13 protein-coding genes are annotated in these 14,351 nt (G+C 70.9%); 10 read left to right on the top strand and 3 right to left on the bottom strand.

Going from position 1 to position 14,351, the window contains the following annotated elements; translation table 11 throughout:
- Positions 1-121: 121 nt before the first annotated feature.
- From FFS15_RS15250 to FFS15_RS15290, 10 genes are all read left to right on the top strand, one after another.
- On the top strand, positions 122-1,375 hold the full coding sequence (locus FFS15_RS15250) for an amidohydrolase (protein WP_137845902.1): 1,254 nt from the start codon (positions 122-124) through the stop codon (positions 1,373-1,375).
- A gap of 353 nt (positions 1,376-1,728) precedes the next feature.
- A complete protein-coding gene (locus FFS15_RS15255) occupies positions 1,729-3,012 on the top strand; it encodes a SufS family cysteine desulfurase (RefSeq protein WP_137845903.1) in 1,284 nt (427 codons plus the stop codon).
- Complete coding sequence (sufU, locus tag FFS15_RS15260; protein WP_137845904.1) at positions 3,009-3,467, top strand: Fe-S cluster assembly sulfur transfer protein SufU; 459 nt, start codon at positions 3,009-3,011, stop codon at positions 3,465-3,467. Before FFS15_RS15255 ends, sufU begins: the two co-directional genes overlap by 4 nt.
- Before the next feature lie 188 nt (positions 3,468-3,655).
- The gene (locus tag FFS15_RS18690) at positions 3,656-3,796 is read left to right on the top strand and encodes a hypothetical protein (protein ID WP_171013231.1); all 141 of its coding nucleotides are present in this window, start codon (positions 3,656-3,658) and stop codon (positions 3,794-3,796) included.
- Positions 3,793-3,882 carry a potassium-transporting ATPase subunit F gene (locus FFS15_RS15265; protein WP_137845905.1) on the top strand — a complete coding sequence of 30 codons (90 nt, stop codon included), beginning with the start codon at positions 3,793-3,795 and terminating at the stop codon, positions 3,880-3,882. The genes FFS15_RS18690 and FFS15_RS15265 overlap by 4 nt, the downstream gene beginning before the upstream one ends.
- A complete protein-coding gene (kdpA, locus tag FFS15_RS15270; RefSeq protein WP_137845906.1) occupies positions 3,882-5,564 on the top strand; it encodes a potassium-transporting ATPase subunit KdpA in 1,683 nt (560 codons plus the stop codon). Before FFS15_RS15265 ends, kdpA begins: the two co-directional genes overlap by 1 nt.
- 3 nt (positions 5,565-5,567) lie before the next feature.
- The gene (gene kdpB, locus FFS15_RS15275) at positions 5,568-7,724 is read left to right on the top strand and encodes a potassium-transporting ATPase subunit KdpB (RefSeq protein ID WP_137845907.1); all 2,157 of its coding nucleotides are present in this window, start codon (positions 5,568-5,570) and stop codon (positions 7,722-7,724) included.
- Between the two features lie 43 nt (positions 7,725-7,767).
- Positions 7,768-8,379 (top strand): potassium-transporting ATPase subunit KdpC, encoded by a 612-nt coding sequence (gene kdpC / locus FFS15_RS15280; RefSeq protein WP_137845908.1) that lies wholly within the window; start codon positions 7,768-7,770, stop codon positions 8,377-8,379.
- Between the two features lie 10 nt (positions 8,380-8,389).
- Positions 8,390-10,885 carry a DUF4118 domain-containing protein gene (locus FFS15_RS15285; RefSeq protein WP_137845909.1) on the top strand — a complete coding sequence of 832 codons (2,496 nt, stop codon included), beginning with the start codon at positions 8,390-8,392 and terminating at the stop codon, positions 10,883-10,885.
- Positions 10,882-11,559 carry a response regulator gene (locus FFS15_RS15290; protein ID WP_137845910.1) on the top strand — a complete coding sequence of 226 codons (678 nt, stop codon included), beginning with the start codon at positions 10,882-10,884 and terminating at the stop codon, positions 11,557-11,559. The genes FFS15_RS15285 and FFS15_RS15290 overlap by 4 nt, the downstream gene beginning before the upstream one ends.
- A 26-nt stretch (positions 11,560-11,585) precedes the next feature.
- On the opposite strand, the gene FFS15_RS15295 is transcribed toward FFS15_RS15290, so the two are convergent.
- From FFS15_RS15295 to FFS15_RS15305, 3 genes are read right to left on the bottom strand one after another with little or no spacing between them, the layout of a single operon-like run.
- The gene (locus FFS15_RS15295) at positions 11,586-12,491 is read right to left on the bottom strand and encodes a TerC family protein (protein ID WP_137845911.1); all 906 of its coding nucleotides are present in this window, start codon (positions 12,489-12,491) and stop codon (positions 11,586-11,588) included.
- A 37-nt stretch (positions 12,492-12,528) separates the two neighbouring features.
- Positions 12,529-13,560 (bottom strand): SIS domain-containing protein, encoded by a 1,032-nt coding sequence (locus tag FFS15_RS15300; protein WP_137845912.1) that lies wholly within the window; start codon positions 13,558-13,560, stop codon positions 12,529-12,531.
- Positions 13,557-14,339: an ATP-binding cassette domain-containing protein gene (locus tag FFS15_RS15305; RefSeq protein ID WP_137845913.1), complete on the bottom strand. Its 783-nt coding sequence runs from the start codon at positions 14,337-14,339 to the stop codon at positions 13,557-13,559. The genes FFS15_RS15300 and FFS15_RS15305 overlap by 4 nt, the downstream gene beginning before the upstream one ends.
- Positions 14,340-14,351: the final 12 nt, after the last annotated feature.

Consider the following 14,351-nt stretch of genomic DNA (forward strand, 5'->3'; position numbering starts at 1 on the left):
GTCGAGGGTCATGCCGTCGAGCCTAAACTCTCACCCGTTTACGGACGGGACACGCCGCGGGAGCGCACCCGGCACGCGGCGTGTTCCGTCCGTAAACGGGTGAGAGTTTAGGCTCGACGGCATGACCCTCGACCTCGACGCCCTGTACATCGACCTGCACCGACACCCCGAGCTGTCGTTCCAGGAGACGCGCACCGCGGGGGTCGTCACCAAGCACCTGGCAGCCCTCGGCATCGAGTTCGAAGAGGGCATCGGCAAGACCGGCGTCGCCGGGGTGATCCGAAACCCTTGGTCAAGCTCAGGGGAGTCCGGCGAAGGCCCGGTCGTGTGGCTGCGGGCCGACATGGACGCCCTTCCCGTCCCCGAGCAGACCGGGCTCGACTACGCCAGCACCGCGCGCGGCACCGATCCGTCGGGGCTCGACGTCCCGGTCATGCACGCGTGCGGCCACGACATGCACATCACATCGCTGCTCGGCGCGCTCGAGCGCCTCCTCGCCACGAAGGACGAGTGGTCGGGAACGATCGTCGCCGTCTTCCAGCCGGCCGAAGAGTACGGCGCGGGCTCGCAGGCCATGATCGCGGACGGCGTGCTCGACCGGTTCCCCCGGCCCGACATCGTGCTCGGCCAGCACGTCACCCCGCTCCCGGCCGGCACGATCGGCGTGCGCAGCGGGACCCAGATGGCGGCATCCGATGGACTCACCGTGACCCTGCTGGGCCGCGGCGGGCACGGCTCGCGCCCGCACTCGACGATCGACCCCGTCGTCATGGCCGCCGCCACCGTGATGCGCCTGCAGACGATCGTCTCGCGCGAGGTCGACCCGCGCGACGTCGCCGTGGTCACCGTCGGCTCGATCCACGCCGGGCTCAAGAACAACATCATCCCGGCCGAGGCGAAGCTCGAGCTGAGCCTGCGCTACCCCGATGACGAGGCCCGCGCGCGCATTCTCGAGAAGGTCGAGCGGGTCGTGCGCGCCGAGGCGCAGGCGTCCGGCGCCGAAGAACCGCCGGTCATCGCGATCGACCACTCGCTGCCGCCGACCATCAACGATGCCGATGCCACGGGGCGGCTGACCGCCGCGTTCGACCGCGCCTTCGGCGAGGGCACCGTCATCGACCCGGGCATGTTCACCGGCAGCGAGGACGTCTCGTGGTTCGCGCGCGACGCGGGCGCACCGCTGGTGTTCTGGTTCTGGGGCGGTGTCGACCCGCAGAAGTATGCGGATGCCGTCGCCGCCGGCACCGTCGAGCGCGACATCCCGACCAACCACTCGCCGTTCTTCGCGCCGGTGCTCCAGCCGACGCTCGACAACGGCGTCGCGAACCTCGTCGTCGCGGCGCGCGAGTTCCTGGGCGCCCGCGCAGGCGCCTAAGCCCGGCGGCATCCACTTCCCGACCTCACCGTCTCGCCGCCGAGACGACGCAGATCGTCGCGTGGGCGCGGACAGCCAGCCACCTGCGTCGTCTCGCTGACCGTACAACTGGTATCCCGTCGCCGAGACGACGCAGATGGCGATCAAAGCGCCGTCACGCAGCACTCTGCGTCGTCTCGCCGCCGGGGAGGCGGCGGCGGTTGACCCCGGGGCGCCAGCATCCCGTCTCCCCGGCCCTCCACCCGCGAGACTTCACCAATGCCCGCTCCAGCGACTCAGAAGGCGACATCTGTGAAGTCTCGCGGCATAGACCACCCCACCCGGGCGCCCGGCATCGCGCGTAGCCTGGAAGGGTGAGTTCCCCCGCCCCCGTCCTCGACCTCGCGGCCATCCGCGCGGACTTCCCGCTGCTTCACCAGGAGGTGAACGGCGCACCGCTCGTGTACCTCGATTCTGCGGCGACGAGCCAGAAGCCGCAGGCCGTCATCGACGCCGAGGTGTCGTTCCTCACGCGGTCCAACGCGGCGGTGCATCGTGGCGCCCACACACTCGCCGCCGAGGCGACCGAGCTCTTCGAAGACGCGCGGGCGACGGTCGCCGGCTTCGTCGGCGCGGCGCCCGAACAGCTGGTGTGGACGAGCGGCGCTACCGCGGGCATCAACCTCGTCGCCTACGCCCTCGGCAACGCCTCGATCGGCCGCGGCGCTCCGGCGAGCGCACCTTTCGCCCTGCGCCCGGGCGACGAGATCGTCGTCACCGAGAGCGAGCACCACGCGAACCTCATCCCGTGGCAGGAGCTCGCCGCGCGCACCGGCGCCGTGCTGCGCCACATCTCGGTGCAGGACGACGGCTCCCTCGACATGAATGCCGCGGCATCCGTCATCGGAAGCCGCACGCGCGTGGTCGCCTTCCCGCACGTCTCGAACGTGCTCGGAATCGTGAACCCGGTCGCCGACCTCGTGGCCTTAGCCCGATCGGTCGGCGCGATCACGGTGCTCGACGCGTGCCAGTCGGCGCCTCACCTCCCGCTGGACCTCCCAGCTCTTGGGGTCGACCTCGCCGTCTTCTCGGGGCACAAGATGCTCGGCCCGTACGCGATCGGCGGACTCTTCGGCCGCTCCGAGGTGCTCGAGGCGCTGCCGCCCTTCCTCACCGGCGGATCGATGATCACGACCGTCACCCTCGACGAGGCGCAGTACCTGCCGCCGCCGCAGCGGTTCGAGGCGGGCACGCAGCCGGTCTCGCAGGCCGTCGGGCTCGCGGCCGCGGTGCGCTACCTCGAGGGCGTGGGGATGGATGCCGTGCACGCCCACGAGCGCGCACTCGAGCGCCAGATGGGGGACGGGCTCCGGTCGATTCCGGGCATCCGGCTCCTCGGCGATGCACCCGGCGCCGAGCGCGTGGGACTGTGGGCCTTCGACGTCGAGGGGGTCCACGCGCACGACGCCGGACAGTTCCTCGACTCGCGCGGGGTCGCGGTGCGCGTCGGGCACCACTGCGCGCAGCCGCTGCACCGCCGCTTCGGGATAACGGCATCGGTGCGCGCGTCGGCCGCGCTCTACAACACCGCCGACGAGGTCGACGTCTTCCTCGACGCGGTCTCGGGCATCCGCTCCTTCTTCGGGGTGACCTCGTGAGCGGGCTCGAGTCGCTCTACCAGGAGCTCATCCTCGACCACTCCAAGCGCCCGCAGGGCAAGGGGCTCGCCGACGAGGACGGGCGCAACGCCACCTCGCACCAGCGCAACCCGATCTGCGGAGACGAGATCACCCTCCGCGTGCGGCTGACCGCCGACGGCGCCGTGCGCGATGTCACGTGGGACGGCGCCGGCTGCTCGATCTCGCAGGCGTCGGCGTCGATGCTGGCCTCGCTCGTGGCCGAGGACGCCGGAGACGACGGGATGCCGCAGGCCTCGGCATCCGCCCTCATCGACGGATTCCGCGAAGCGCTGCGCTCGCGCGGCACGCTGCCCCTCGACGAAGAGGTCTACGGCGACGCCGCCGCCCTGTCGGGGGTGTCGAAGTTCACCGCCCGGGTGAAGTGCGCGATGCTCGCGTGGGTCGCGTTCGAAGACGCCATGGCGCGCGCCTGAGGGCTGCCTGACACACGCCCTGACGCCCGACTCGCGTGAGGTTCCGGCGTCCACCCGTATGGATTCCGTGAGGACGACGGCCGCCGTGCCCACGGTGGAGTTGCATCGGTACGTGCCCACCGGCACTCCGCGCACAGCAGGTGCGCGGATCGTCTCGATCGCTCCCTCGCGGAGCCTCTGGAGTTGCCGTGCTCGATGTGCTCTACCTCGTCGCCGTGATCGCGCTGTTCGCGCTCGTCGGCCTCGTCGCGAAGGGGGTCGAGAGGCTCGACCTCCCTGCCCGGGGCTCGGCCCAGCGCGACGCGATGCGCGGACGGGAGCAGCGATGATCGTCTTCGAGATCCTCGCCGCCGCCCTCGCCGTCGCGGCCGTCGTGTACCTCGTGGTCGCCCTCGTGAAGCCGGAGGGGTTCTGATGGGTGCCGCCACGATCGGCTTCGGCATCCTCCAGGCCGCGACCGTGGTCCTCGTGCTCGCGGCGATCTACCGCCCGCTCGGGGACTGGATCGCCCGCATCTACACGACCGACAAGGACGCGAGAGCCGAGCGCGCGCTCTACCGGCTGGTCGGCGTCGACGCCCGCTCCGAGCAGACCTGGCAGGCCTATGCCCGGGGGGTGCTGGTGTTCTCCGCGGTCGGCGTGGTCTTCGTCTACGCGCTGCAGCGCTTCCAGGCGGTCCTGCCGTACTCGCTCGGCCTCCCGGCCGTCCCCGAGGGCCTCGCGTTCAACACGGCGATCTCGTTCGTCACGAACACGAACTGGCAGTCGTACTCGCCCGAGCTGACGCTGGGGTACACGGTGCAGCTCGCCGGCCTCGCCGTGCAGAACTTCGTCTCGGCTGCGGTCGGCATCGCCGTCGCCGTCGCGCTCGTGCGCGGCTTCGCGCGGCGAGGGTCTGCGACGATCGGCAACTTCTGGGTCGATCTCACCCGCGGCATCACGCGACTCCTGCTGCCGATGGCGGTCATCGCGGCCGTCGCGCTGCTCTTCGCCGGCGTCGTGCAGAATTTCACCGGCTTCACCGAGGTCGGCACGATCACCGGCGGCACGCAGGTGATCCCCGGTGGCCCGGTGGCGAGCCAGGAGGCGATCAAGGAGCTCGGCACGAACGGCGGCGGATTCTTCAACGCCAACTCGGCGCATCCCTTCGAGAACCCTGCGCCGTGGTCGAGCGTGCTCGAGATCCTGCTGCTGCTCGCGATCCCGGTCGCGATGCCCCGGGCGTTCGGTCGGATGGTCGGCGACAACCGGCAGGGCTACGCGATCCTCGCCGTGATGGCCTCGATCGCCGTCGTCTCGATCGCCGCGGTGACCGCCCTCGAGGCGCTCGGAGCGGGAACCGCCCCGCAGCTCGCCGGCGGCGCGATGGAAGGCAAGGAGGCGCGGTTCGGCATCTTCGGCTCGACGCTCTTCGCGGGCGCGACCACCCTCACCTCCACCGGCGCGGTCAACTCGATGCACGACTCGTACACGGCGCTCGGCGGCATGATCCCGATGGTCAACATGATGCTCGGCGAGATCGCTCCCGGCGGTGTGGGCTCGGGACTCTACGGGATGCTGGTACTCGCGGTGATCGCCGTGTTCGTCGGCGGGCTGCTCGTGGGGCGGACGCCCGAGTACCTCGGCAAGCGGATCGGCCCGACCCAGATCAAGCTCGCGAGCCTGTACATCCTCGTCACGCCGACCCTCGTGCTGGCCGGAACGGCGCTGAGCTTCGCGATCCCCGGCATCCGCTCCGACATGGAGGCGACGTCGATCTGGAACCCCGGCATCCATGGCCTCGGCGAAGTCCTCTACGCCTTCACCTCGGCCGCGAACAACAACGGGTCGGCGTTCGCCGGGCTCACCGCGAACACTCCGTGGCTGAACGCCGCGCTCGGCGTCGCCATGCTGCTCGGGCGGTTCATCCCGATCGTGCTCGTGCTGGCTCTCGCCGGCTCGCTCGCCGCGCAGGGCACGACCCCGTCGACCACCGGAACGCTGCCCACCCATCGCCCGCAGTTCGTCGGCCTCCTCGCCGTCGTCGCGGTCGTCATCACCGCACTCACCTACTTCCCCGTACTCACGCTGGGTCCCCTGGCGGAAGGGCTCGTCTGACACATGTCCGTCTCGACCATCACCCCCGTGTCCGGCACGGTCACCCCGTCGCCGAAGCAGCCCGCCCGCGCGTTCGGCTGGTCGCAGCTCGCGTCGGCGCTCCCGGGCGCCTTCCGCAAGCTCGACCCGCGGGCGCAGTGGCGGAACCCCGTCATGTTCCTGGTCTGGATAGGCGCCGCCCTGACCACGGCGATCGCGATCGCCGAGCCCTTCCTCGGCGGGCCGCAGGATTCCGGCGGCACCGCAGTGCCGTTCGGGTTCACATGGGGGATCGTCGTGTGGCTCTGGCTCACAGTCCTCTTCGCCAACCTCGCCGAGTCGGTGGCCGAAGGCCGCGGCAAGGCGCAGGCCGCATCGCTGCGGAAGACCCGCACGAGCACCGTGGCCCGCCGCGTCGCCGACTACGACGAGATGACGGATGCCGCAGCCGAGCGCGCCGCGATCACCGAGGTCTCGTCGGCCGACCTGGCGCTGGGCGATGTCGTCGTCGTCTCGGCCGGAGAGCTCATCCCGGGCGACGGCGACATCGTGCAGGGCATCGCGACCGTCGACGAGTCGGCGATCACGGGCGAATCGGCGCCGGTCGTCCGCGAGTCGGGCGGCGACCGCTCGGCGGTCACCGGCGGCACCCGCGTGCTGTCCGACCGCATCGTGGTGCGCATCACCTCCAAGCCCGGCGAGACCTTCGTCGACCGCATGATCGCGCTCGTCGAAGGCGCCGCCCGCCAGCGGACGCCCAACGAGATCGCCCTGAGCATTCTGCTGGCGAGCCTGTCGATCGTGTTCGTGATCGTCGTGCTGACGCTCAACCCGATCGCCTCCTATGCGGCGTCGCCCGTCTCGATCCCCGTGCTCGTGGCTCTCCTGGTCTGCCTCATCCCGACGACGATCGGCGCGCTGCTGTCGGCGATCGGCATCGCGGGCATGGACCGCCTCGTACAGCACAACGTGCTCGCGATGTCGGGACGCGCGGTCGAGGCGGCGGGAGACGTGACGACCCTCCTCCTCGACAAGACGGGGACGATCACCTACGGCAACCGCCGCGCGGCGGACTTCGTGGGGATGCCGGGCGTCGGCGACGACGAGCTCGCCCGGGCCGCCGCACTGTCGTCGCTGGCAGACCCCACCCCCGAGGGCGTCTCGGTCGTCGAGCTCGCCGCCGTGCGCGGCATCCGCATCGAGAAGCCGGCGGGCGCCTCGATCGTGCCCTTCACGGCGCAGACCCGCATGAGCGGTGTCGATCTGGCCGACGGGACCGAGGTGCGCAAGGGCGCCGGTTCCGCCGTGCTCGCGTGGCTCGAGACCGGCGGTGCACCCGTCACCGCCGCGATGCGAGCGCACCTGGCGGACGAGACCGACGCGATCGCACAGTCCGGCGGCACCCCGCTGGTCGTCGCGACGCGCGACGCAGCAGGCACGAGCACGATCCTCGGCGTGATCCACCTGAAGGACATCGTGAAGGACGGCCTGCGCGAGCGCTTCACGGAACTGCGCGCGATGGGGATCCGTACCGTGATGATCACGGGTGACAACCCGCTCACCGCCGCAGCGATCGCCAGAGAGGCGGGTGTCGACGACTACCTCGCCGAGGCGACGCCGGAGGACAAGCTCGCCCTCATCAAGCGCGAGCAGGAGGGCGGCAGCCTCGTCGCGATGACCGGCGACGGCACGAACGACGCCCCGGCGCTCGCGCAGGCGGATGTCGGCGTCGCGATGAACACGGGCACGTCGGCGGCGAAAGAGGCCGGCAACATGGTCGACCTCGACAGCGACCCGACCAAGCTCATCGACATCGTTCGCATCGGCAAGCAGCTGCTGATCACGCGGGGCGCTCTGACGACGTTCTCGCTCGCCAACGACATCGCGAAGTACTTCGCGATCATCCCGGCGATGTTCATGGGGATCTACCCGGGACTCGCGGCGCTGAACGTGATGCAGCTCAGCAGCCCCGCCTCCGCCGTCACCAGCGCGATCATCTTCAACGCGCTCGTGATCGTGGTGCTGATCCCGCTGGCGCTGCGGGGCGTCGCGTACCGTCCGGCGAGCGCGTCGCAGATCCTCAGCCGCAACCTCGCGATCTACGGCCTCGGCGGCATCATCGCGCCGTTCGTCGGCATCAAGCTCATCGATCTCGTCGTGAGCCTGCTCCCGGGCTTCTGACCCTTCTGACCTTCACCGATCAACTCCCGAGGAGTCGAGACACATGTCCACCACCCGCACCACTCTGCGCACGACCGGCGTCTCCGTCCGGCTGATGCTGGTCTTCACCCTGGTGCTCGGCGTCGGCTACACCGCGCTCATCACCGTCATCGGCCAGGTCACGACGCCGTGGCAGGCGAACGGCTCGCTGCTCTCCGGCACGAGCGGCGAAACCGTCGGGTCGGCGCTGATCGGGCAGGCCTTCACCGATGCCGACGGCCAGGCGCTCCCCTGGTACTTCCAGTCGCGTCCGTCGGCCGCCGGTGCCGATTACGACGGCGGCGCGTCGAGCGGATCGAACCAGGGTCCGGAGAACGCCGACCTGATCGCGGCGATCCAGGAGCGCAAGACCGCGATCGCGGTCCGCGAAGGCGTCGACGAGTCGGAGATCCCGGCCGACGCGGTGACGGCATCCGCTTCGGGGCTCGATCCCCACATCAGCCCGGAGTATGCGCTGCTGCAGGCGGCCCGGGTCGCCGAGGCGCGCGGGCTTCCCGAGAGCGAGGTCCGCGCGCTCGTGGAGTCTAGGATCCAGTCACGGGACCTCGGCTTCCTCGGGGAACCCCGCGTCAACGTGCTCGAGCTCAACCTCGCGCTCGACGAGCTGCAGAACTGAGGATGAGGCGATGAAGCGCGGGAGGCTGCGGGTTCTGCTCGGCGCCGCACCCGGTGTCGGCAAGACCTACGAGATGCTCGAGGAGGGCCGGCACCTTCTCGCCGGCGGGAAGGACGTCGTCGTCGCACTCGTGGAGACCCACGGGCGCGCTGCGACCGCCGCACTCGTCGGAGGACTCGAAGTGGTGCCCCGGCACCGCGTCTCGCATCGCGGTGTCGACCTGAGCGAGATGGACCTCGAGGCCGTGCTCGAGAGGTCGCCTGCTGTCGCGCTCGTGGACGAGCTCGCCCACACGAACGCGCCCGGCTCGCGAAACGCCAAGCGCTGGCAGGACGTGGAAGCTCTTCGGGATGCCGGCATCGACGTCGTCACGACCGTGAACGTCCAGCACATCGAGTCTCTGAACGACGTCGTGGAGCAGATCACCGGGGTTCCCCAGCGCGAGACGGTTCCCGACGCGGTCGTGCGCGCGGCAGACGAGATCGAGGTGGTCGACCTCGCGCCGCAGTCGCTGCGCGACCGCCTGACCGCGGGCGTCGTGTACCCGGCGGAGCGGATCGACGCCGCGCTGTCGAACTACTTCCGACTGGGCAACCTCACCGCGCTCCGAGAGCTCGCTCTGCTGTGGCTCGCCGACGAGGTAGACAGCGCGCTGCGGTCGTACCGGGCCGAGCACGGCATCGACGGCACGTGGCAGGCGCGCGAGCGCGTGGTCGTCGCCGTCACGGGCGGCGCCGAGGGTGAGACGCTCATCCGCCGCGGTGCCCGCATCGCGGCGCGGTCGGCCGGCGGCGAGCTCCTCGCCGTGCACGTTTCGAGCCAGGACGGGCTGCGCACCGCCGAGCCCGGCGCCCTCGCCGCTCAGCGCGCGCTCGTGGAGTCCCTCGGCGGCACGTATCACCAGGTGGTCGGCGACGACACCTCTCGCGCGCTCGTGGAGTTCGCCCGATCCGTCAACGCGACGCAGCTCGTGATCGGGGTGAGCCGACGCGGGCGACTGAGCGCCGCCCTCGCCGGTCCCGGCATCGGTGCGACCGTCATCCGCGAGTCGGGCGACATCGACGTGCACATCGTCACCCACTCCGCCGCCGGCGGCCGGTTCGTCCTGCCGCGAGTGACCGGCGGCGCGCTCAGCCGGGAGCGGGTGGTGCTGGGGTTCGCCCTCGCCCTCGTCGGGGGTCCGCTGCTGACGTGGCTCTTGTACGTTTCACGCACGCCCGAGTCGATCACCTCCGACGTGCTCGCCTACCAGCTCCTCGTCGTGGTCGTCGCGCTCGTCGGCGGCATCTGGCCGGCGCTGTTCGCCGCGGTGCTGTCGGGCCTGACCCTCGACTTCCTGTTCGTGGCGCCGCTGTTCACCGTCACGGTCTCGGATCCTCTGCACCTGTGGGCGCTGTGCCTCTACATCGTGATCGCGGTGCTCGTGAGCTACATCGTCGATCAGGCGGCCCGGCGAGCGCGCGTCGCGCAGCGCGCCACCGCCGAGGCCGAGCTGCTCGCCGCCGTCGCCGGCAGCGTGCTGCGCGGCGAGAGCGCGGTGCCCGCGCTCGTCAGCCGCACACGCGAGGCGTTCGGGCTCGCCGGGGTTCGCCTGCTGGGCACCGACGGCGCCGTGCTCGCGACCGACGGCGAGCCGGTGCGGGACGAGCAGTTCACCGCCGTCGCCATCGGTCCGGGCGCGAACCCCCGTGCGACACTCGAACTGCACGGCGGACCGCTCGACGCGTCCGAGCGCCGACTGCTCGACGTCATCGTCTCGCAGCTCGACGCGGCGCTCGAACGCACCGATCTCACCGCGACGGCGCGCGAGGCGAGCGCCCTCGCCGAGACCGATCAGGTGCGCAGCGCTCTGCTCTCGGCGGTCAGCCACGACCTCCGCCGCCCCCTGGCGGCCGCCGTCGCCGCGATCGGCGGACTGCGCTCGTCGGGTCCCGGACTCTCGCCCGAGGACCGCGCCGAGCTGATCGCGACCGCCGACGAATCGCTCGCGACGCTGTCGACGCTCGTGACCGATCTCCTCGACGTGAGCCGGGTTCAGGCGGGCGTGCTCGCGGTGTCGATCCGGCCCGTCGACGCCACCGATGTCGTGCTCGCGGCGCTCGAGGAACTCGACCTCGGCCCGGCCGCCGTCGACCTCGCCCTCGATCCCGATCTCCCACCCCTCGACGCAGACCCGGTGCTGCTCCAGCGGGTGCTGGTCAACGTCCTCGCGAACGCCGAGCGGCACGCGCCGGCCGGAACCCTCGTCCGCGTGACGACGAGCCGGCTGGCCGGCATCGCCGAGCTGCGCGTCATCGACCACGGCCCGGGCATCCCGGCCGACCGGCAGGAAGACATCTTCGCGCCGTTCCAGCGCCTCGGCGACACCGACAACTCCACCGGGCTCGGGCTCGGCCTCGCGCTGTCGAAGGGGTTCACCGAGGGCATGGGGGGTACCCTCACTGCGGAAGACACCCCGGGCGGAGGGCTCACGATGGTGATCGCGCTGCGGGTGGCGACGACATGAAGATCCTCATCGCCGACGACGACCCGCAGCTCGTCCGTGCGCTGCGCATCACCCTCGCCGCGCACGGCTACGACGTGGTCGCCGCCCCCGACGGCGCGGCCGCCATCGCCCTCGCCGCCAAGGAGCGCCCCGAGATCGTGATGCTCGACCTCGGGATGCCGCGCCTCGACGGCGTGGCTGTCATCCACGCGCTCCGGGGCTGGACGAGCGTGCCGATCATCGTGGTGTCGGGGCGCACCGGCTCGGCAGACAAGGTCGAGGCGCTGGATGCCGGCGCCGACGACTTCGTCACGAAGCCCTTCCAGATCGACGAGCTGCTCGCGCGGCTGCGCGCGCTGTCGCGGCGGGCGGTGTCTGCATCCGATGACCCCGTCGTCGCGTTCGCCGACGTCGCGATCGACCTCGCCGCGAAGGCCGTGACGCGCGGCGGGACGCGCGTGCACCTGACGCCCACGGAATGGCAGATCCTCGAGTTCCTCGCCCGCCACCCCGGCTCTCTCGTGACGCGCCAGACCCTGCTGACCGACATCTGGGGCACCGAGCAGGTCACCGACACCGGCTACCTGCGGCTGTACCTCTCGCAGCTGCGCAAGAAGCTCGAGGCCGACCCCGCGAACCCCGTGCACCTCATCACCGAGGCCGGCATGGGGTACCGGCTGGTGCTCGACGCCTGACGCCGCGGCGTCGGCATCCGGTCCGATCAGCCCAGGCCGTGACGCTCGTCGTCGCGACCCTGCGCGGGCTCGCCGTCGCCGGAGACCGGCTTGCGCGAGAGCCCGACCGAACCCGACCCCGACCCGAGCGCCGCCGAGACCGCGACCGACTCGTCGACGTCGGGGTACTGCGGGCGCAGCTGCACGGCGCTCAGGCGCTTCTGCTCGCGCTTGGCCTTGCGGGCCGAGTACGTCAGGTTCAGCGCCTCGACGACGATCGCGAAGGCCATCGGCGCGTAGATGAGGGCCTTGTCGATGTGCACGCCGAAGCCCTCGGCGACGAGGAACACGCCGATCAGCATGAGGAACGACAGCGCGAGCATCTTCACCGTGGGGTGCTTGTTCACGAACGTGAAGATGAAGCGCGACGCGAACAGCATGATGCCGAACGACAGCACGACGACGGTGATGATGACGACGAGGTTCTCGGTCATGCCGACCGCGGTGATGACCGAGTCGAGCGAGAAGACGATGTCGAGCAGCAGGATCTGCGTCAGCACCGACGCGAACGTCACCTGCACGACCTTGCCGCCGGCCCCGTGCTCCTCTTCGGCTCCTTCGAGCTTGTGATGGATCTCCGTGACGGCCTTGTAGACCAGGAACAGACCACCCGCGATGAGGATGATGTCCTTCCACGAGAAGCCCCACTCGCCGATGAAGAAGATGTCCTCCTTCAATGTGATGATCCAGCCCGCGAAGAACACCAGCACGACGCGGATGAGCATCGCGAGGGTGAGGCCGAGGTTTCGCGCCTTCGCCTGCTGCTCCTTGGGGAGCTTCGAGGCGAGGATCGAGATGAAGATGACGTTGTCGACACCCAGCACGACTTCGAGCACGAACAGCGTCAGGAAGACGGCGACGAGGTCGGGGGTGAATTCGAGGGAGAAGTCCACCCCGCCATCGTAGGCGAGGTGCCCACGTCTCCCGCCGTCACCGGGTCAGCGTGACCTTCCGCAGCCCCGCCGGGCGGTCGGGATCGAGGCCCCGCCGCAGGGCAACCTCGAGCGCGAGCCGCTGCAGCGGCAGGATCTCGAGCAGCGGCACCAGTTCGGGGTCGTCGGCCTCGGCGCCTCCGAGAAGATCGGCGACATCGAAGACGACCCCGCCACGATCCTGCGCCGCCACCGCGAAGGATTCGACAGAGTCGCGTCCGGCCGGTCCCGAGGTCAGCGCCAGCACGGGGGTGCCGTCGACCACCTGGCCGAGCGGACCGTGCGTCGCGTCGGCGGCGCTCCACCCCGACGCGGCGAGCGCACTGGTCTCCATGAGCTTGAGCGCCGCCTCCTTCGCGGTCGCCATCGAGTACCCGCGCCCGACGACGAGCGCGCGGTCGGCTCCGGCGACGGCATCCACGACGCTCGGGTCGAGTTCGCAGCTCAGGATGCCGCGCGCCGCACCCGCCGCGCGCGCCACTCGCTCTTCGAGCTCGTGCCACGGCTGACCCGCCGCCGACGCGATCACGAGGAACAGCGCGAGCAGCTCGGCGGTGTACGTCTTGGTCGCGGCGACGGATCGCTCGACGCCGGCGCGCAGCGCGACGGGGGAATCGGATGCCGCGGCGAGCGCGCTCGCATCGTCGTTCGTCATGCCGATCACCGTCGCCCCGGCGAGCCGGGCGGCGGCCACCGTGGCGAGCAGGTCGGGTGAGGCCCCCGACTGCGACACCGCGATGACGACCGTGCGTGGGTAGCTGACCTCGGCGCCGAACACCGATGCAGACGCCGGTGTCGCGAGCATCGCGGGGGCGCCGAGCAGGTTGTGCGCGAGGTACTGGCCGTACATCGCCGCGTGATCGCTCGAGCCGCGCCCGGCGAGCACGAGCAGCTGCGGGTCGACGCGGCGGAGCGTCGAGGCGGCCGCCAGGATGTCGCTCCGACCGGCGGTGACCAGGTCGAGCCAGCGCTCGGGCTGCTCGGCGATCTCGCGGCGCAGGTGCGCGCCCGGCACCGAGTCGGCGGTCACGAGGCGAGCCCCGTGATCATGGCGACCAGCTCGTTGTGGCTGGTCTCGTCGAGCCGACGCGTCGCGACCTGGGTGCCGCGGCGCAGCACGCTCACTCGGTCGGCGATGCGGAAGACCTGGTCCATGTTGTGGCTGACGATGAGGACGGCCGCGCCACGCTCCTTGAGCTGCAGGATGAGCTCCTCGACCTTCGCGGTCTCGGCGACGCCGAGGGCTGCCGGCGGTTCGTCGAGGAGCACGAGGCTCGACGCCCAGTGCGTCGCCCGGCAGATCGCGATGCCCTGACGCTGGCCGCCCGACAGGTCGCTCAGCGTCGCCTTCGCCGAGGGGATGCGTACCTCCAGCGTGTCGACGAGCTGCTGCGTCTCGGTCGCCATGCGCTTGCGGTCGAGGATGCGGAGGGGACCCTTCACGAGCTCGCGCCCGAGGAACATATTCATGTACACCGGCTGCTCGGGAACCATCGCGAGGTCTTGATAGACGACCTCGACGCCCTTCGCGCGGGCGTCGGACGCATCGCGGAAGCGCACCTCCTCGCCGGCGAGGTGGATCTCGCCGGCGCTCGGCTGGTAGAGCCCCGAGATGATCTTGATGAGCGTCGACTTGCCGGCGCCGTTGTCGCCCACGAGGGCGACGATCTCGCCGGCACGCACCTCGAGGTCGAAGCCGCGGATGGCCACGACGCCGCCGAAGTGCTTCTGGATGCCGGAGAGACGCAGCGGAACGGCGTCGGGGGCGCCGGCGGGCGGCGTGACGGGGTCAGCGGTGGGGATCGACATGACGGGTCCTGC

The organism is Microbacterium sp. 2FI, assembly GCF_005502885.1.
In the GTDB taxonomy this organism is placed as follows: domain Bacteria; phylum Actinomycetota; class Actinomycetes; order Actinomycetales; family Microbacteriaceae; genus Microbacterium.